At 68.3% G+C, this 18,815-nt stretch carries 18 protein-coding genes; 4 read left to right on the forward strand and 14 right to left on the reverse strand.

The window, feature by feature from the left end; translation table 11 throughout:
* Positions 1–5,151: apolipoprotein A-IV repeat region-like domain-containing protein (locus Q8M82_RS19425; RefSeq protein ID WP_305692941.1), on the reverse strand; the 5,151-nt coding region annotated here is incomplete at its 3' end.
* A 306-nt stretch (positions 5,152–5,457) separates the two neighbouring features.
* Here Q8M82_RS19425 and Q8M82_RS19430 point away from each other — a divergent pair.
* Positions 5,458–5,796: an Hpt domain-containing protein gene (locus Q8M82_RS19430; RefSeq protein ID WP_305692942.1), complete on the forward strand. Its 339-nt coding sequence runs from the start codon at positions 5,458–5,460 to the stop codon at positions 5,794–5,796.
* A 113-nt stretch (positions 5,797–5,909) separates the two neighbouring features.
* On the forward strand, positions 5,910–6,230 hold the full coding sequence (locus Q8M82_RS19435; RefSeq protein ID WP_305692943.1) for a 2Fe-2S iron-sulfur cluster-binding protein: 321 nt from the start codon (positions 5,910–5,912) through the stop codon (positions 6,228–6,230).
* Between the two features lie 25 nt (positions 6,231–6,255).
* Here Q8M82_RS19435 and Q8M82_RS19440 read toward each other — a convergent pair whose 3' ends face one another.
* Positions 6,256–7,494, reverse strand: a complete 1,239-nt coding sequence (locus tag Q8M82_RS19440; RefSeq protein ID WP_305692944.1) for an MFS transporter — start codon at positions 7,492–7,494, stop codon at positions 6,256–6,258.
* A 229-nt stretch (positions 7,495–7,723) separates the two neighbouring features.
* On the opposite strand from Q8M82_RS19440, the gene Q8M82_RS19445 reads away from it, so the two are divergent.
* On the forward strand, positions 7,724–8,146 hold the full coding sequence (locus Q8M82_RS19445; RefSeq protein WP_305692945.1) for a universal stress protein: 423 nt from the start codon (positions 7,724–7,726) through the stop codon (positions 8,144–8,146).
* Positions 8,147–8,152: 6 nt separating this feature from the next.
* Here the strand turns inward: Q8M82_RS19445 and Q8M82_RS19450 are convergent, their stop codons facing one another.
* The 4 genes from Q8M82_RS19450 to Q8M82_RS19465 all read right to left on the reverse strand — a co-directional run bounded on the left by Q8M82_RS19450 (position 8,153) and on the right by Q8M82_RS19465 (position 11,046).
* On the reverse strand, positions 8,153–8,755 hold the full coding sequence (locus tag Q8M82_RS19450; protein WP_305692946.1) for a hypothetical protein: 603 nt from the start codon (positions 8,753–8,755) through the stop codon (positions 8,153–8,155).
* A gap of 32 nt (positions 8,756–8,787) precedes the next feature.
* Entirely contained in the window at positions 8,788–9,405 is a 618-nt protein-coding gene (locus Q8M82_RS19455; RefSeq protein WP_305692947.1) for a LysE family translocator, read from the reverse strand.
* A 97-nt stretch (positions 9,406–9,502) separates the two neighbouring features.
* On the reverse strand, positions 9,503–10,678 hold the full coding sequence (locus Q8M82_RS19460; protein WP_305692948.1) for a vWA domain-containing protein: 1,176 nt from the start codon (positions 10,676–10,678) through the stop codon (positions 9,503–9,505).
* Positions 10,679–10,773: 95 nt separating this feature from the next.
* On the reverse strand, positions 10,774–11,046 hold the full coding sequence (locus Q8M82_RS19465; RefSeq protein ID WP_305692949.1) for an HU family DNA-binding protein: 273 nt from the start codon (positions 11,044–11,046) through the stop codon (positions 10,774–10,776).
* 282 nt (positions 11,047–11,328) lie between these two features.
* On the opposite strand from Q8M82_RS19465, the gene Q8M82_RS19470 reads away from it, so the two are divergent.
* A complete protein-coding gene (locus Q8M82_RS19470; RefSeq protein ID WP_305692950.1) occupies positions 11,329–12,573 on the forward strand; it encodes a flavin-dependent oxidoreductase in 1,245 nt (414 codons plus the stop codon).
* Between the two features lie 5 nt (positions 12,574–12,578).
* Here Q8M82_RS19470 and Q8M82_RS19475 read toward each other — a convergent pair whose 3' ends face one another.
* The 8 genes from Q8M82_RS19475 to Q8M82_RS19510 form a co-directional block, all read right to left on the reverse strand.
* A complete protein-coding gene (locus Q8M82_RS19475) occupies positions 12,579–12,947 on the reverse strand; it encodes a PilZ domain-containing protein (RefSeq protein WP_305692951.1) in 369 nt (122 codons plus the stop codon).
* A 135-nt stretch (positions 12,948–13,082) separates the two neighbouring features.
* Complete coding sequence (locus Q8M82_RS19480) at positions 13,083–13,409, reverse strand: PilZ domain-containing protein (RefSeq protein WP_305692952.1); 327 nt, start codon at positions 13,407–13,409, stop codon at positions 13,083–13,085.
* Positions 13,410–13,522: 113 nt separating this feature from the next.
* Entirely contained in the window at positions 13,523–13,981 is a 459-nt protein-coding gene (locus Q8M82_RS19485) for a cupin domain-containing protein (RefSeq protein WP_192642320.1), read from the reverse strand.
* 18 nt (positions 13,982–13,999) lie between these two features.
* Complete coding sequence (locus Q8M82_RS19490) at positions 14,000–14,698, reverse strand: ABC transporter ATP-binding protein (RefSeq protein ID WP_305692953.1); 699 nt, start codon at positions 14,696–14,698, stop codon at positions 14,000–14,002.
* 1 nt (position 14,699) lies between these two features.
* A complete protein-coding gene (locus Q8M82_RS19495; protein ID WP_305692954.1) occupies positions 14,700–15,449 on the reverse strand; it encodes an ABC transporter ATP-binding protein in 750 nt (249 codons plus the stop codon).
* Positions 15,442–16,443 (reverse strand): branched-chain amino acid ABC transporter permease, encoded by a 1,002-nt coding sequence (locus Q8M82_RS19500; RefSeq protein WP_305692955.1) that lies wholly within the window; start codon positions 16,441–16,443, stop codon positions 15,442–15,444. Before Q8M82_RS19500 ends, Q8M82_RS19495 begins: the two co-directional genes overlap by 8 nt.
* Complete coding sequence (locus Q8M82_RS19505; RefSeq protein WP_305692956.1) at positions 16,440–17,366, reverse strand: branched-chain amino acid ABC transporter permease; 927 nt, start codon at positions 17,364–17,366, stop codon at positions 16,440–16,442. Before Q8M82_RS19505 ends, Q8M82_RS19500 begins: the two co-directional genes overlap by 4 nt.
* Positions 17,367–17,461: 95 nt before the next feature.
* Positions 17,462–18,631, reverse strand: a complete 1,170-nt coding sequence (locus Q8M82_RS19510; RefSeq protein ID WP_305692957.1) for an ABC transporter substrate-binding protein — start codon at positions 18,629–18,631, stop codon at positions 17,462–17,464.
* Between the last annotated feature and the right edge of the window lie 184 nt (positions 18,632–18,815).

Here is an 18,815-nt window from a genome sequence, read left to right on the forward strand (position 1 = left end):
GGGCTCGGCCGCCTCCGGTGCCGCGTCGAGCGAGGGCCGCAGCAGGGGCTCCGCCACGGGCAGGCGGGCCTGCGTCACGGTGGTGTAGGCCGGCTCCTGCCGGGGCAGGGTGGCCGCGGGGGCCGAACGACGGCTCTGGCCGGCATCGACCGGCAGCGCGACGTCGCTGCGGCGGCCGGAGCGGGTGACGATCTCCGTCAGCTCGTTCAGGGCCTTGATCTGCTCGGCGACGACGCGGCGCATGGCCGAGGTCGATTCCTGCGTCTCGCGCGGCAGGTCGAGCACGCCGCGCTTCAGCTCGGCCCGCGTCTCCTCCAGCTCGCGCTGGATCTCGGCGGAAACACCGCGCATGTCCTGCGCCGCGACCTGGAACCGCTCTGTCACCTTGGCGAGCTCGCCGCCGACCTCGGCGGTGACCTGCTCATAAGCCTGGCGCAGCGCCTGGGCGGTCCGGTCGCGCTCCTTGCCGGTCGCGGCCCGGATCAGCTCGAACTGCTGGGCGATGGCGCCGGTCGTCGTCTCGGCCGAGTCGCTGAGGACGGCGCCGATCTGGCGCGCGCGGCCTTCGGCCGTGCTGAGCGACTCGTCCATCAGCGCGGCGAAGGAGCGCGTGATCGATTCGACGTCGTCCGTCCGCGTCGCGATCAGGCCGTGCAACTCCTCGAGCGACTGCTTGCGATCGGCCAGCGCCTTGCCGACGCGGGCCTCGACCTGCTCCAGGCGGCTCGTGACCGAATGAAGGGCAGCAGCGCTCGTCTGGGTGACCTCGCCGAGCGCATGCCCCTTGTCGTCGAGCTGGCCGATCAGCACGGCCGTCTCCCGCAGCGTGCCCTCGGAGAAAGCCTTCAGCTCGCCGATCTGGGTCGCGATCTGCTGCGAGGCCTTGCCGGTCTCGTCCATCACGGTCGAGATGACGCTCTGCAGGTCGCCGACGCGGGCCGACAGCCCGCCCTCGACGGCGGCGAGGTTCTTGTTCGCGCCGTTGACGATCTGCTGCATCAGCTTGTTGGCCTCGCCGAGGCGCCCGAGCATGCCGCCGAGCTCGCCGCGAAGCTGCTCGTTGGTCGCGACCAGCGCTTCCACCGACTGGCGGGTGCCGTTCTCCAGCGTGTCGCGCAGTGCGCTCGACGAGCTGTCGAGCGCCGTCGTGATCGCGGTGCCGCGCTCGCGCAGGCCCTCGATGATCGAGGAGCCACGGGTTTCGATGGCGCGCACGACCGTTTCGCCGATATTGGCGACCTCGTTGGCGATCGACTCGCCACGCTGGCCCAGCGCCGCGACCATGCCGCCGCCCTTGTCGTCGAACAGCACGCGCAGTTCCTCGGCGCGCTCGCCGAGCGAAGCCGAGATCGCGTCCGACTTGGATTGAAGTGTCTCCGCGATCTGCTGACCGCGCGTATCGAGCGTGCCCGACACCGTGTCGAGACGATTGACGACGCGCTCCTCGAAGCGCGCGACGCTGCGGTCGAGCGTGTCGGCGATCTGGAGTGCCCGCCCGCCGAGTGTGGCGTTGATCGTGTCGGCCTTCTCGCTGAGCGTGCGCGTGAGCGACTCGCTCTTCGAGGTCACGACCTCGCCGATCTCGTCCGCCTTGGCGGCGAGCGCGCGGGTGACCTCGCGGCCACCCTCCGCCAGGACGCGGGCGATGTCGACGGTGCGCTCGACGAGCGCCTCGTTCAGTGCCGTCGCACGAGAGCCGAGATTCCCGTCGATGCGTGCGATCAGGCTGTCGAGCGAGGTGGCGATCTCGGCGCTCTTGGCGCCCGAGCGCTCCTCGAACAGCTTGATCTGGCTTTCCATCGCATCGGTGGCTTCGCGGGTCCGCTCGGCCAGGATCGCCGCCGCCTCGGCGGCGCGCGTTCCGACCCGGTCGGCCAAGGCCATGCCGTCCTGCCCGATCAGCTTCTCGACGCCTTCGATGCCGCTGGTGACCGCGAGCGTCAGCGCGCGCGTATCGTCGGAGAGGCGACCCGTGAGTTCTCCACCCTTGTGGACGATGACGTCCTCGAACGCCGCCAGCCTGTCGCCGAGCGCGGCTTCGACCTGCCGACCCTCGGTCTCGAAGAGCCTGGCGAAGGCGCTGAGGCGCGCGCCCATCGTCGTCTCGATTTCGCGGCCCTGCTCGTCGAACAGGCGGGTCAGCGCGTCGTGGCGGCCCGCCAGGGCCTCCGTCAGCGCCTGGGCGCGGCTCTCGACCGAGCGCAGCATCGATTCCGCATTGGCCGACAGGGCCTCGTTGACGCGGCCACCCTGCTGCGTCAGCGCCAGCACGATCTCCTTGCCGGTGCCGGCCAGCAGCGTGCGGGCCTCTTCGGCATGGACGGTGAAGGTCTCGCGCAGCCCGCGCGTCGCCTCGGTGACGCGGTCGGCGACGTCGCGACCGTCGACATTGATGGTTTCGGTCAGGGCGCGGGTGGCATCGCCCATGCGGCGCGCCAGCTCCTCGCTCTGCTCGCCGAGCAGCGTATGGACCTCGTGGCCAGCGCTGACCAGATCGCGCAGCAGGCTCTCGCGCTGGTCGCCGAGCAGCGTGCCGACCTGCTCGCCGGCTTCCGTCAGCCGCAGCAGGAAGCCTCTCTGCTGCCGGTCGAGGGCGCCCTGCGCGGTCTCGGCGGCCTCCGTGAGGCGCGCGGCCAGGGCTGTGCCGCGCTCGTCGAGCCGCTGGTCGAGGCTGTCGCCGGTCTCCGCCAGACGCGCGATCAGGGCGCCGCTGCGCTCGGCCAGCACGCTGTGGACCGAGCGGCCGACATCGGCGACGCGCGTCACCAGCGCCTGGCTTTCATTGCCGAGCAGGTCCTTCACCTCGAGCCCGGCCTGCGAGAGCTTCACCGTCAAGGCGGCGGCCTGCTCGTCGAGCAGCGCGCCGACCCGCGTGCCGGTCTCGGACAGGCTGCCGGCCAGCGCATCGCTCTGCAGGCCGATCAGCGCGTTGACCTGCTCGCCGGCCTCTCCGAGGCGCATGACGAGGGCTTCGCTCTGGTTGTCGAGCAGTTTGGCGACCTCGGCGCCCGCACCGGATACGCGCGACACCAGCGTCTCGCTCTGGCCCGCCAGCAGGCTGGCGACGTTCGTGCCCGTGCCGGACACGCGGGAGACGAGGGTCTCGCTCTGCTCTTCGAGCAGCTTAGCGACATCCGCGCCCGTGCCGGAGACGCGAGCGACCACGGTCTCGCTCTGCTCCTCGAGAAGCCTGGCGACATCGGCGCCCGTGCCGGAGACACGTGCGACCACGGTTTCGCTTTGCTGTTCCAGAAGCTTGGCAACGTCCGACCCCGTCCCGGAGACCCGGGCAACCAGGGCTTCGCTCTGATCTTCCAAGAGCTTCGCCACGCTCGTGCCGGTGCCCGACACCTGGGACACCAGGTTCTCGGCCTGCCGGCCGAGCATCGCCTGAACCGTCTCGCCGGTGTCCGACAGCCGCGTCACGAGCTGGCCGCCGCGCTCGTCGATCACGCTCTGCAGGCCGTCCGTCACCGAGGCGACACGCGTCGCCAGTTCCTCGCCGCGACGTCCGACCGTGTCGCCGAGCGACTGGCCGGCCTCGTCGACACGCAGGATGATGGCGTCGCTGCGCTCGCGCAGGATGTCGTCGACCGTGCGGGCCGTATCGTTCAGTCGTGTCACCAGGCTTTCGCTCTGCGAGCCGATCAGCGTGTTGACGCTCTCGCCGACCTCGAGAAGGCGCGAGGCGATCAGCTCGTTCTGGCGGGCCAGCAGGCCGTTCACGCCGCGGCCGACCTCGGCGAGGCGGGTCGTGACGCTGTCGCCTTCCTCCGCGAGCGAAGCCCGCAGGCTCTCTCCGGTCTCGGCCAGCCGCACCCGCAGCGCCTCGCTCTGCTCGTCGATCAGCGCCACCATGCCGCGGCTGCTCGTCTCGAAGCGCTCGGCCGCCTCGGTCCCGCGGGCGGCGATGTCCTGCGCCAGCGTTTCGCCGGTCGCACGCAGCGTCTGGTTCACGGTGTCGACGCGGGCGGTCAGCGTGTCGACCACCTGCGCACCGGTCTCGCTGATGGCGCGGGTAACGTCATGCGCTCCCGTGGCGAGGCCTTCGGCGAGGGCGGCGCCGGTGCGCTCCAGCGAGGAAGCGATATCGCGCGCGCGGCCGTCCAGCAGGGTGGAGAGGCTGTCGCTGGCGCCCGACAGCCTTTCACTGACCTCGCCGGAGGTGACCTGCAGGCGTTCTACAAGGTCGCTGCCGCGGCCGCTGATCTCATCGATCATGCGTTCGCCGGCTCGGCCCAGCGCGAGCGTGATCTGGTCACCCTTCTCGCCGAGCGAGCCGGTGACCCGGTCGCCGGCCTGGGCGACAGCCTCGGCGATGGTGCGGCTGGCGTTGTCGAGGTCCTTGGACAGGTTCTCATGGGCGCCGCTGATCGCGAACTTGACCCGCTCGGCATTGCCGACGACAGCCTCGCGCTGCGTCACGAGTTCGTCGATCAGGGCCCGCAGGCGGATTTCGTTGTCGGCATAGGCACGCTCGAGCGTGGCGATTTCACCGCGCACGATCGTCTCCAGCTCGCCGGCACGGGCGACGGCCCGTTCGATGCCATCCCCCATCGCCGCGACCTCGCGGCGGATGGTCTGGCTCAGCGAGAGCACGGAATCGGCCCCGACGACCTCGGGCTCGGCCAGTCGCAAGGCGACCTCGGTCATCGCCCGCGAGACCAGGCGCATCTCCTGCGTGCGGCGATAGAGCGCCGCCAGCACGAAGAAGAACACGACGGGCGCGCCGATCGCCAGCGCCAGCAGCGTCCATTCTCCGACCCCGAAGGCCGCGAGACGGTCCGGCACGCCACCCTCGGTGGCGCCGAAGCGGTTGTTGAGCACGAAGGCGGCGCCGCCGAGCCAGGTCAGCGAAGCCAGCGCGGCGAACCAGTAGGGCTTGGCGGAGGGCCGGACCGAAAAGGCCTGGACCAGCGAGGTGGAATCGCGGCGGTCGTCATTGGCGACCCGGCTTGTGTCGGGAGCGATCGCGGGCCGGGGCGGCGGCGCGGCTGCGGCAGCCGGCTGCGGCGCGGGCTGCTCGATGCGCGGCAGATCGAGCTTCAGGTCGTTCTCGGTGGTGGCGGGAAGCTTGGGCTCGGCGGCCGGCTCGCTCTCGGAGCCCGTCTTCGGCTGGTCGAGCCGGAGAGCCTCCTCGATCGCGGACATCGCGGCTTCCGTCGGATCCTGGAGCTTCTTTTGCCGATTCATGCTGTGCCGCCTCGCCACGCTACTCGAGGAACGCCTGATCGCGTTTCACCTCATGGCCAGGGACCGCCTCTGGTCCGGCAAGGGGAGAAACACTGCGCCCATCATTTACCAATTGGAAGGGTAGTTGACGCTCATAGCGTTGGGAACCCATTTGCCGTGCCGATTCACAAACGTCGTTAACGCCTCGTTCACCATGACGGCGCTTTCTGAAGCTTGCGCGGCCCGTCGCCGCGAACCGGCGGAACCGCCATTGTCGAGCCTCTGATGCCCCAGACCGCCATCGATCTCGCCCATCTCGCCCGCCAGACCGGCGGCGACCACGAACTCGAGCGAGAGCTTCTCGCTCTCTTCGCCCAGCAATGCGTGCGTCATCTGCGCACGATCCACCAGGCCGAGGATTCGCGCGCCCGGATGGACGCCGCCCACACTCTCAAGGGGGCGGCACGCGCGGTCGGAGCCTGGCAGGTCGCCGAGGCGGCGGACGCCATCGAACAGCGCATCGCGGAGGCGGATGCACGCCGCACCGAGGCGGCCATGGACACGCTCGCCTTGGCCGCCGCCGAGGCGCGTGCGGTCATCGGACGCTTCGACAGCGCCGCCTGAGTGTCGCGTCCGCCCGCACCGATCCGCCGCAGGGCCAGATCGCGGAAAGGGCTTCCCCCGCCGGTTGGAAATGCTCTAAGGCGTGCGCGTCCCCTCGCATGCTGGAGTTCGAGATGCCGCAGGTCACCTTCATCGACGCGCACGGAGAAAGCCGGACGGTCGAGGGCGAATCCGGTGCCACGGTGATGGAAGTCGCCATCCGCAACGGCGTTCCGGGCATCGAGGCCGAATGCGGCGGCGCCTGCGCCTGCGCGACCTGTCATGTCTATGTCGACGAGGCCTGGGCCACCAAGACCGGCAGCCCCGAGCCGATGGAGGAGGACATGCTGGACTTCGCCTTCGAGGTGAAGCCGACCTCGCGCCTCTCCTGCCAGATCAAGCTGCGCGACGATCTCGACGGGCTCGTGGTCCGCACGCCGTCGCGTCAGGGCTGAGGGCGGGCGCCCGGTCCGGCCGCCGTCACTCTGCTGCGGCGGGCAGGGCGGGGGACAGGGTCGTTTCCGCCCCCGGAGCCGGATGCCGCGGAACGAGGAACGCCAGGCTCAGCGAGACGATCGCCACGCCCGAGCCGATATAGAACACGATCGCCGGGTCACGCAGCCAGATCAGGCCGAAGGTCACCGGCAGGAACACGGCCGCGATGTGGTTGATGGTGAAGGCGACCGCCGAGGTCGGTGCGATGTCGGCCGGGTCGGCGATCTTCTGGAAATAGGTGCGCTGCGCCAGGGTGAGCGTGAAGAACACCCCGTCGACGATGAAGAGCGCGCCCGCGACGAAGACGCCCCAGCCGGCGAAATGGCCGTGGCTGGCCAGTGCATAACCCAGGAAGACGACGACCAGCGAGACATTCTCGAGCTGGATCGTAGCGCGCTCGCCGACGCGGCCGACGAGATGCCCCAGGGCAGGACCCATGAAGGTGTTGATGCCATAGGTCGCGAGCAGCAGCATCGCAGTCGCCGAGACGTCGTAGCCGAAGCGCTCGACCAGCAGGAAACCGCCGAAGGCCATGAAGATCTGACGCCGCGCGCCCGACATGAAGGTCAGCGCGTAGTAGAGCCAGTAGCGTCTGCGCAGCACGAAGCCCTTGTTCTGCGGCACGTCGCCCTCGAACCGCGGAAACACCAGCCAGGCCAGCAGCGCCAGCGCCACGACCAGCCCGCCGGCGACGAGAAAGACCACGACATAGCCCGGCTGGAACACACGCCAGATCACCGCGATCGACCCGAAGGCCAGAAGCTGTGCCGTCGCCGAGGCTCCGGCAATGCGGCCGAGCAGGCGCGGCGCCTCCTTTTTCGGCAGCAGCTGGAGCTGCAGCGACTGCTGCGCCGTCTCGTAATAGTGGAAGCCGATCGACATGATCGTCGTCGTCAGCAGCAGCCCGCCGAGCGTGGGATGGTAGCCGGTGACCGCGACGCCGATGCCCAGCGTCACGAGGCTGATATAGGCGAGCATCTGCTCGCGCATGAACCAGAACAGGATGATCGCTGTAAAGGCGAGGAAGCCCGGAATCTCGCGGACCGACTGCAATATGCCGATATCGGCGCCGGAGAAGCCGGCTGCCTCCTTGGCGAAGTTGTTCAGCAGCGCGCTCCAGCTGGCGAAGCCGAGCCAGTTGATGAAGGCCAGCGTCATCAGGAAGACGGCGGGCGATCTCAGGAAGGCGGCGGGGCGGCGCGGCCCGGAGGCGGTGTCGGACATCGCAGGGCCCGTTCGGCAAAGGCGGAGGAGATCGCCGCGGCAGCGCGGGGCCGATCCCCGCGGGCTGTCTCTTCTAGAACTGCCGGACGACCTTGGGTAGCTTGGTTGCGTGCATGGCGCGCCAGCGCCGCAAAGAGGGTAGAGTCCGAGGCGAACCTTTGCGCTGGATCATCGCACAGATCCCCGAAGACACCCTAAGGATGGCCTCCGCAGCAGGCAGGAGAGTGAAATGTACAAGTCGATCCTGGTTCCCGTCGACATCGCCGAGCCGGAGATGGCCGAGCCCGCCATCGCGGCCGCGACCTCCTTCGCCAAGGCGTCGGGTGGCGCCGTCAGGCTGGTCTATGTCCGCTCGCTCGTGCCGGTGACCTATATGGAGTTCGTGCCGGCGGGGTTTGATGCCGAGCAGCAGGAGGATGCCGAGGCGAAGCTCGCCGCCATCGCCGCCAAGATCGACCTGCCCGAGGCGCAGGTGTCGGCCAAGGTGCTGACCGGCTCGGTGCATGGCGAGGTTTTGGCCGAGGCCGATGCGAGCGGCGCCGATCTCGTCGTGATCGGTTCGCATGAGCCCGGCATTCTGGCCTATGTCATCGGCTCCAACGCCTCGTCGATCGTGAGACGGGCCAAATGCTCGGTGCTCGTGGTCCGCTGAGAGCCGTCAGGCGCGCCGGCCGGGCACGAGGTCGTCCGGCACCTCGCCGGGCGCGAGCTGCCGCGGCTTGTTGAGCGTCACCATGGGCATGACCTGCCAATAGGACGCCGCAGCCAGCAGCAGGCCGAGCAGGGCGGTCGAATAGGCGCCCTGCAGCAGCGCGCGGCCGGTGAAGAAGGCGAGCATCAGCAGGGACAGGGTGCTGACCGTCGCCAGCGCCCCCCACAGCAGCGGCGGCTTGCCGGCGACGAAGCGCACACGTGGATTGGCCCGTGCGATCGCAGCCGCGAGCGCGCCGACGAAGGCGTGGTAGCCGGCATCGTCGCGGTCCATGTCGGTGAGCGAGCGCCAGGACAGATTGCCGAAGGTGATGGTCCTGCCGTCCGACAGGCGCAGCTGCGTCTTGAAGCCCTTCGAGCTGAGATTGCTCGGCGCATAGACGAACCGGACCTGTTCGACCGCGGAAAGCCTCACGCGATCCACCTTGCGGGTCGAGTCGACGACCAGCGTGTCGCCCTCCAGCCGGTAGGTGATCTCGAAACCCACGGGTCTCGCGCGCTGGCGCCAGGATGGGGCAGGGGTGTCGTCGTCTTCGGCGGTGATGTTCATGATCGCTGCCATAGCCGGTCGGCCGCGGCTTGTCAGGACGGCGTGAAGGCGAGCTTTCCGCCGAAGCCGACGAAGATGACGCCGGTGGCGCGGTCCAGCCCGCGGCGCATCCGACGATAGGCCCGCAGCACCGGCGCCTGTGACAGCGCCAGCGCCACGACGGCGTACCAGATCCCGGAAATCGCCACCATGGTGACCACGGCCGAGGCGCCATAGTGCCAGGAGGCTGCGGGCGGCAGCGTGGCGGCAAAGAGGCTCGAGACGAAGATGGCCGATTTGGGGTTGGCCAGATTGGCGACAAGTCCGGTCCGGAAAGCCTTTGCGGGGGTGAGGCTCGTCTGGCCGTCCGCATCATCGGAGGCGCCGATGGGGTGCGCTTTCGGCCAGACCATGCGCAGGCCGAGCACGATCAGATAGATCCCGCCGGCGATCTTGAGGACGAGATACGCCGCCGGTGCCGCGCGGAAGAGCAGGCCGATACCCAGCCAGCCCGCGAGGCCCCAGCAGGCCGTGCCGGCAATCGTGCCGAGAATGGCGCTGAGGACGATCCTCCGCGAGCCGGTCAGCGCGGCGCGAACCACGAAGAGGAAGTTGGGGCCGGGCGTTATCGCAGCCAGAGCCCAGATCGTGGCGACGGTCAGCAGGAACATGGGATTTCGCTCGCGCTCGCATCGCCGGACCGGAATGGGCGGCGCAGTCCAAGAGCCGCGGAGCAAGAGCTGCGCCACGACCCGCCATGGCGTGGTCTCAGCGCGCCAGCACCTTCATCGCGGCATCGAGCCCGTCCAGAGTCAGCGGAAACATCCGCCCACCCATCAGCGAGCCGATCTGCCGGATCGACTGGGTGTAGCTCCACAGGTGCTGCTGGACGGGATTGAGCCAGACCGATTTCGGGAAACGCCCGGTGATCCGCTCCATCCAGACCGCCCCTGCCTCCTCGTTCCAGTGCTCCACCGAACCACCCGGCATCGCGATCTCATAGGGGCTCATCGAGGCGTCGCCGACGAAGACGACGCGGTAATCGGCCGGATAGGTCCGCAGCAGCTCGAAAGTCGGGATCGTCTGGTCGTGCCGACGCCGGTTCTCGCGCCAGACCCGCTCATAGGGGCAGTTGTGGAAGTAGAAATGCTCGAAATGCTTGAACTCGGCACGGGCGGCAGAGAACAGCTCCTCGGCCAGCTCGACATGCCAGTCCATCGAACCGCCGACATCGAGAAAGAGCAGGACCTTGACCGCGTTGCGCCGCTCGGGCCGCAGCTTCACGTCGAGATAGCCATGGCGCGCCGTCTCGCTGATCGTCGAATCGAGATCGAGTTCCTCGGCCGCTCCCGTGCGGGCGAATTTGCGTAAGCGGCGCAGCGCGATGCGCAGGTTGCGCACGCCGAGCTCGCGCGTGTCGTCGAAATCCTTGAACTCGCGCTTGTCCCAGACCTTCACCGCCCGGAAATTGCGGTTGCCGTCCTGCCCGATGCGGACGCCCTCGGGGTTGTAGCCATAGGCGCCGTAAGGCGAGGTGCCGGCCGTGCCGATCCATTTCGAGCCACCCTGGTGGCGGCCCTTCTGTTCGGCGAGGCGCTGTTTCAGCGTCTCGAAGAGCTTGTCCCAGCCGAGCGCCTCGATCTGCGCCTTCTCGGCCTCGGTCAGGTATTTCTCGGCCAGCTTGTGCAGCCACTCGTCGGGGATGGCCTGCTGCTCGACCGCCTGGCCCAGCGTCTCCAGGCCCTTGAAGACCTGTCCAAAGACCTGGTCGAACCGATCGAGATGGCGTTCGTCCTTCACCAGGCAGCAGCGGGCGAGATGATAGAAATCCTCGACCCGGTGCTCGGCCAGATCGGCCTCGACGCCCTCGAGCAGTGCGAGATATTCGCGCAGCGTCACGGGGACCTTCGCGGTCCGCAGGTCGGTGAAGAGTCGCAGGAACATGGCGCTACTCTGGCGCGCCCCGCGCCGCGGTCAAGCCGGACCCCGCCGTGGTCCCGACCGATGAGCGGCGCGGAACGACGGCAGGGCTGGGGGGATCACGCCACGGCTTCGGCGAGATCCTTGGTGACCTTGAACTTCACCACCGTCTTGGCCGGGACCTTGATGGTGGCGCCGGTCGAGGGGTTGCGGGCCTCGCGGGCTTCGCGCTTGGCGGCCGACAGCTTGCCGACGCCGCCGAGCGTGATGTCGTCGCCAGCCTTCAGCGTCTTCGCGACGACGGTGCCCAGCGAGGCGAGGATGGCGGAGACGTCCGCCTTCGACTTGCCGGTCTCATCGGCGATGGCGGCGATCAGTTCGTTCTTGGTCATGAAATCCTCCATGGGGAGCGTTGTGGGGCATCACGCGACGCGAAGGGTCGGCAGACCCGTCCGAAAACACGGCGCGAAAGCCGCAGGCCACACGATGCGGCTGGGGCAGTTGCCACGACCATCGGCGAAAGGCGATGCCCGCGCCGCTAGATACGCACAGAAATCGCGTTCGTTCCGCGAATCGAAGCCGCATCTCAACCAAAGGGAGGCCCGATCGAGCGCAATTGACAAGGCTGCGGCTGTTATTTCAAGCTTGAAATAATTGAGGGCTGGGGAAGCGGCATGAAGGTCATCATCGTCGGAGGCGGCATCGGCGGCCTGACGCTCGCGCTGATGCTGCACGCGCGCGGCATCGGCGCGACCGTTTACGAACAGGCCAGCGAAATCCGCGAGGTCGGCGTCGGCATCAACACGCTGCCTCATGCCATCCGCGAACTGGCGGATCTCGGCCTGCTGCCGGCGCTCGACGCCGTTGCGATCCGCACCCGCGAACTGGTCTACATGAACCGCTTCGGCCAGACGGTCTGGCGCGAGCCGCGCGGCCTGCATGCGGGCGCGCCGACGCCTCAGTTCTCGATCCACCGCGGTCGCCTTCAGGCCGTGATCCGCGACGCCGTCGTGGCGCGGCTGGGCGAGGGCGCGGTCCGGACCGGCCGCCGGCTGCAGGGCTTCATCCAGGACGAGGGCGGCGTCACCGCTCATTTCGCCGATTCGCGCCGGGGCGAGACGGGCGAGACCGCGCGCGGCGATATCCTCGTCGCGGCCGATGGCATCCATTCGATGGTGCGCGCCCATTACTTCCCCGACCAGGGGGCGCCGCGTTGGAACGGCGTCCAGATGTGGCGCGGCGCCTGCGACTGGCCGGTCTTCCTCGATGGGGAAAGCATGATCGTCGCCGGCGGCATGGCCGGCAAGCTGGTGCTCTACCCGATCGCCAAGGGAAAGACGGCCCAAACCCGGCTCACCAACTGGGTCGTCAACATCCGCACCGGCGATCCCGCCAGGCCGCCGCCGAAGGAGGCCTGGTCGAAGCCGGGCCGGCTCGAGGACGTGCTGCCCTTCGCGCGCCGCTTCACCGTGCCCGGCGTGGACATTCTCGGGCTGATCCAGGCCAGCCCCGGCTTCTGGGACTACCCGATGTGCGACCGGGACCCGTTGCCGCGCTGGACCCATGGCCGCGTCACGCTGCTCGGCGACGCCGCCCACCCGATGTATCCGGTCGGCTCGAACGGGGCGTCCCAGGCGATCCTCGACGCGCGCTGCCTGGCCGATACGCTGGTCCGTTCCGAGCATCCGCGCCACGCGCTTGCAGCCTATGAGGCACAGCGCCTGCCGGCGACGGCGGAGATCGTGGCGCTGAACCGCAAGGGCGGGCCCGAGCGCGTCATCGACGCCGTCGAGCAGCTGGCGCCGAACGGCTTCGACGATGTCGAGCGCGTCCTGAGCTATGCCAAGCGCGAGGCGATCGTGAAGTCCTATGCCGGCAAGGCCGGGTTCTCGCAGGAGCAGCTTGCCCGGCGGGCGTGACCGGCTTAGCCGGCCTCGGTCAGCTGCTGGATGCGGCTCTTCATGCGGGCATTGTCCCGCTCGGCCATGCGCAGCCGCATCGCGACATCGGTTTCCGTAGGGTTTGCGGTCTCCGGAACCCTCTCGGCCTCGAAGGAGACGCCGATGCGCGTGCCCGTCCGCCAACGGACATGGGCACGGTAGCAGCACTGGCGCTGGGCGATCTCGAGCTCAAAATCGGAGGGCAGGAGCACCGTGTCCGGCACCACGATGAGGGCGCCCCCATCCGAGATGTTGCGAACGACGCAATCCAAGGTCGCACGCTTCTGGTTGTAGCGCGCTCGCGCGCCCAGAAGAGAGCGCAACCGTGGCGTCTGGCGCCGCTCCGTGGTCATGGCTCGATCCCGGCAGTCTTCAGCAGGCGGCCCCCTGCCGCCTCGATGAGACCATGCCAGAGGTGCGGGTGCCGCGCAGCAACCGAAACGTTAAGTGTTTAACGATCCGTCGCCCGGATGCGCGAAAGAACGGGCTCAGTCCGCATCCCGGACGCCAGCCCGCCGGGCTCGCGCCTCGGCCAGCGAGACGACGGGGGAGGGGGTGGCCTCTTCGAGGGTCAGGAAGGCGACGCCGACATCGTCGCCGCGCCGCCAGCACTGCCGGACGCGACGCCGGTCTCCCGCTGGGATGTCGAGTTCGAAAGTGTCCGGCAGCTCGATCCAGTCCGCCATCCGGATCATCGCGCCGGTCTGCGAATGATTGCGCACGGTGCAGGCCAGCACGGACTGCTCGCCGTTGAACACGAGTCGAGCCGGCTGGTGCAGGCGGTCGCGCGTCTGGAGGCGGCGATCGGCGATCATCGGCAGACTCCCGCAAAAGGCCTCCGAAAGGATCGAAGGCTCCTGCCATTGAAGTTGCCGCAAAAGGGCCGCCCGCGCAGCCTTTACCCGCGCTTAACCTTACCCGGCAGGCGTCAGGCGCCGTCGGGGGGCGGCGGCAGGAAGTCGACCTCGTGCTTGGCCGAGAGCGCCACGACATCGGCCGGATTCTGCTCGGCCATCGAGTGGATGCCCCAGAACAGATCGTAGAGGCGCCCCGTCGGGGCCACCCAGAACAGGCACTTCACGGGGGCATCGCTCTTGTTGAAGAGACCGTGGGGCACATTGCGCGGCAGGCGGATCAGGTCGCCGGGCAGGGCATGGCTCTCGGCCCCGTCGAGGACGAGGTCGAGCCGTCCCTCCAGCATGTAGATGAACTCGTCCTGCGTGGTGTGGATGTGGGGCGGCACGAAGGTGCCGGGCGGGAAGGTGGCGTGCCAGGAAAAGGAGTCCTCGCTGAGCGACTTCGGCACATAGGTCTGGCCGAGGATGTTCCAGGAGATCGCATCGAGCCCCTCATTGGCCCGGGTGACGCCGGCGGTCAGTGGCTTCATGGCAGATATCCTCGCTCGTCAGAAATGCAGGAAGCGGTCCTTGACCGCGCTGTCGCTGCGCAGATCGTCGCTGCTGCCGCGCCAGACGACGCGCCCCTTCTCCAGGACGACATGGCGGTCGGCGATCTTGGCCAGCGCATCGACGTTCTTGTCGATCACCAGGATCGACTCGCCCTCGGCCTTCAGCGCCGAAAGGCAGGCCCAGATCTCCTGGCGGATGATCGGCGCCAGCCCCTCCGTCGCCTCGTCGAGGATGATCAGGCGGGGATTGGTCATCAGCGCCCGGCCGATGGCGAGCATCTGCTGCTCGCCGCCTGAGAGCTGGTTGCCGCGGTTGGCACGGCGCTCCTTCAGGCGCGGGAAGAAGGCGTAGATCCGCTCGATGTCCCAGCGGGCCTTGCCGAAGCGGCTGGCGGCGGTCGCGATCAGGTTCTCCTCGACGGAGAGCGTCGGGAAGATCATGCGCCCCTCGGGCACCAGGCCGATGCCGGCCTGCGCGATCCGGAACGCGGGCGCACCCGTGAGATCGCGCCCACCGACGCTGACGCGGCCGGATTTCGGCGGGATCAGCCCCATGATCGCGCGAATGGTCGTGGTCTTGCCCATACCGTTGCGGCCGAGCAGTGTCACCACCTCGCCTTCGCCGATCGCAAGATCGACCCCGAACAGGATCTGAGCCTCGCCATAGCCGGCATCGAGCCCCTCGACGACGAGCATCCTACCCCTCCTCGCCGAGATAGGCTTCGCGCACCGCCGGGTCGGCCCGCACCGTGGCGGGATCGCCCGAGGCGATAACGCGGCCATAGACCAGCACGCTGACGCTGTCGGCGAGCGCGAACACCGCCTCCATGTCATGCTCGACCAGCAGCATGGCATAGCGGCCCTTCAGGCTGGCGAGCAGCGCGATCAGCCGCTCTCCCTCCTCGCGGCCGACGCCGGCGAGCGGCTCGTCCAGCAGGATCGCGGCCGGTTCCAGCGTCAGCGCCATCGCGATCTCGAGCGCGCGCTTCTCGCCATGCGACAGCCGCCCGGCCAGGACATGGGCGCGTTCGGTAAGGCCGACGGCCTCGAGCGCCGCCCAGGCCGGCGCATTCAGGGCCTCGTCCCGGGCTGCGTTCCGAAACAGCGCCAGCGGATGGGCCGCCCGGGCCTGCGCCCCGAGCGCAACATTTTCCAGCACCGAGAGAGACGGGATCGTCGAGGTGATCTGGAAGGTCCGGGCGAGGCCTGCTCGTGCCCGTCGTTCCGGCGAGAGACCGGTGATGTCCTGCCCTCGGAAGCGGATGCTCCCGGTATCGGGCCGCAGCATGCCGGAGATCTGGTGGACCAGTGTCGTCTTGCCCGCTCCATTCGGGCCGATCAGGGCGTGGAGTTGCCCAGGCGCGACCGACAGGCTGACGCCGTCGGTCACCTTGAGGGCGCCAAACGCCTTCTGGACGCCGGAAAGAACGAGCACGGGCTCAGTCATCGCGTCCGGCCCCGAGCTTGCGCATCAGCCCGACGATCCCGCCGCGGGTGAACAGCACGAAGAGCACGATCATCGGCCCGAAGATGGCCTTCCAGTGCTCGGTCCAACCAGCGAGGACGTCCTCGGCGAAGAGGAAGGCGAGCGCCCCGATGATGGCGCCGTGCAGCGAGCCGACGCCGCCGAGCACGACCATGAAGATGAGCTCGCCCGAGCGCGGCCAGGACATGAAGGCCGGGCTGACGAACTCCGTCTGGTTGGCGAGCAGGAATCCGGAAAGCCCCGCGATCAGCCCGCTGATCACATAGGCGACGAGCCGCACTTGCGAGACCTGGAACCCGGTGACGGAGACGCGCGTGGCGTTCTCGCGCGCAGCCCTCAGCACGCGACCGAAGCGCGAGGCGACGATCACGCGGACGAGGAGGTAGCACGCCAGAAGCACGCCGAGCACGACATAGAAGAAGCCGATGCGGTTGCCGAAGGCGTCGAAGCCCAGCAGCGTGCTGCGCTGATAGAGCGTCAGCCCGTCGTCGCCGCCATAGGCCGAAAGCGCCTGCGCCAGGAAATAGACCATCTGCCCGAAGGCGAGCGTGATCATGATGAAGGTGACGCCGCGCGTGCGCAGCGAGACATAGCCCGTGACCAGCCCGAAGAGACCGCACACCGCCAGCACCACGGGCAGGATCAGCAGCGTCTCCGCCAGCCCCTCCGTGATCATGATGCCGGTCGCATAGGCGCCGATTCCGACGAAGGCGGCATGGCCGAACGAGACCAGCCCGCCGACGCCGAGGATGAGATCGAGCGAGAGCGCCGCGATGGCGAAGATCATCGCCCGCGTCACCAGCGTCAGCCAGTGCGAGGGCAGGCCGAGAGAGACCGCGAGCGGCAGCAGCGCCAGCAGGCCGAAGAGCAGGACCGGAACCAGCAGCACGCGCCGCGCTGGCAGGGGTATCGCCCGTGCGGTTGGCGCGGGCACTGTCGTGGTCGCCTCGCTCATGCCCTGCCCTTCGAGGGCAGCAATCCCTCGGGCCGGACGAACAGCACGATCGCCATGACGAGATAGATCAGCATCGAGGACAGCGCGGCACCCGCTGCCCGGGCCGAAGGGGCGCTCATGAACAACCGCAGCAGGTCGTTCATGAAGGAGCGGCCGAGCGTGTCGACGAGGCCGACGATCAGTGCCCCGACGAAGGCGCCTCGGATCGAGCCGATGCCGCCGACGACGATCACGACGAAGGCGAGGATCAGGATGTTGTCACCCATGCCGGGCTCGACCGAGAGGATCGGCGCCGCCATCGCGCCGGCGAAGGCCGCCAGCATCGTGCCGAAGGCGAAGACGATCATGAACAGCTTGTTGATGTCGACGCCGAGCGCTGAAACCATGGGCGCATTCGAGGCGCCGGCCCGCAGCAGCATGCCCGTGCGCGTCTTCTCGACGACGAACCACAGCAGAGCACCGACGGCGAGGCCGGAACCGATTAGCGCGAAGCGGTAGGTCGGGTAGAGGATACCGTCGAGCAGCGCGACATTGCCCGACAGGAAGGCCGGGACCGGAACCGAGAGCGGCGCCGCGCCCCAGAGCATCTTCACACCCTGGTTCAGCAGCAGGATCAGACCGAAGGTCGCCAGCACCTGGTCGAGATGGTCTCGCGCGTAGAGATGTCGAAAGACCAGGAACTCGAGCGCCAGCCCGATCACCAGCGCGCAGGCGAGCGCCAGCACGAGCCCGAGCACGAAGCTGCCGGTGATGCCGACGAAGGTCACGGCGAGATAGGCGCCGAGCATGTACTGCACGCCATGCGCCAGGTTGATGAAGTCCATCACGCCGAAGACGAGCGTCAGCCCGGCGGCGACCAGGAACAGCAGGATGCCGAGCTGGAGGCCGTTCAGGATCTGGACGATGAGGAGGCCGGTGGTCATGTCGTGTCGCCCGTCATGCTCGGGCTTGACCCGAGCATCTCAGGAAAGAGATTCTCGGGTCTGCGCTGCGCTTCGCCCGAGAATGACGAAGAGGCTTACTTCAGCGCACAGTCCTTCGCATGCGGGTCGGCGTAGTCCGTGAACACCTTCGAGACGATCTCGGTCTGGAACTTGCCGTCGGCGCGCTTGGCGGCCTTGACCAGGTAGAAGTCCTGGATCGGGTAGCCGTTGGTGTTGAACTTGAACTTGCCGCGCAGCGAGGTGAAGTCGGCCTTCTTGAGCGCCGCGCGCAGCTTGTCCTTGTCGGCCGTTCCGCCGGCCGCCTTGACCGCCGAGTCGATCAGCATCGCGGCGTCATAGGCCTGCTGGGCGTAGGAGCCCGGCACGATCTTGTAGGCGGCCTCATAGGCGCTGACGAAGGCCTTGGTCTGCGGGTTGTCCATGTTCGGCGCCCAGGTCATGCCGCCGAACAGGCCCACCGCCGCATCCTGCTGCGCCGGCAGCGTCGACTCGTCGACCGTGAAGGCCGAGAGGAACGGGATCTTGCCCTGCAGGCCGGCCTGCGACCACTGCTTGACGAAGTTGACGCCCAGGCCCCCCGGCAGGAAGGCGAAGACCACATCCGGCTTGGTCGAGGCGATCTTGGCGAGGTCGGAGGCGAAGTCCATCGAGGTCAGCGGCGCATAGACCTCGTCGACGATCTCGCCCTTGAAATAGCGCTTGAAGCCGGCGAGCGAGTCCTTACCCGCCTGATAGTTCGGCGCGATGATGTAGGCGCGCTTGTAGCCCTGGTCCTGCGCATGCTTGCCGAGCACCTCGTGGACCTGGTCGTTCTGGTAGGAGGTCACGAAGAAGTTCTGGTGGCAGCCCTTGCCGGCCATGGTCGAGGGGCCGGCATTGGGCGAGATCAGGAAGGCGCCGGAGTCCAGCACCGGCTTGGCGATCGCGCCGAGGATGTTCGAGAACACCGGGCCGACGACGAAGTCCGCCTTGGCGCTCTCGACATAGGCCCTGACCTTGCCGACGGCGACGTCGGGCTTGAGTTCGTCGTCGATCACCGTGATCTGCACCGGCACGCCGCCGAGCTTGCCGCCGTTCTGGTCGACCGCGAGTTGGAAGCCGTCGCGGACCTGCTGGCCGAGCGCGGCCGCCGGACCTGTCAGCACGCTGACGACGCCGATCTTGAGCGGCTCCTGCGCCTGGGCGGAGGCGATGCCGAGGGCGAGGACGCCGGCACCGAGCGAAAGCGAGAATTTGAGCGTCATGTCGAATGTCCTCCCGGGACGAGCGAGAAAGCGACAGCGCGACAGGGGTCCCCTCGACCTCCTTGATCGCACGATGGGGGCATATTGTTTCAAGCTTAAAATATCTGCAAGGGGTTCTTGCCGGAGAATCTTTGACTGCCCGGTGAACCTCCAGGCCATCCCGGACAAGCGGCGAAGCCGCTGA

Origin of the sequence: Allobosea sp., assembly GCF_030694325.1 — a bacterium.
Classification (GTDB): Bacteria; Pseudomonadota; Alphaproteobacteria; order Rhizobiales; family Beijerinckiaceae; genus Allobosea.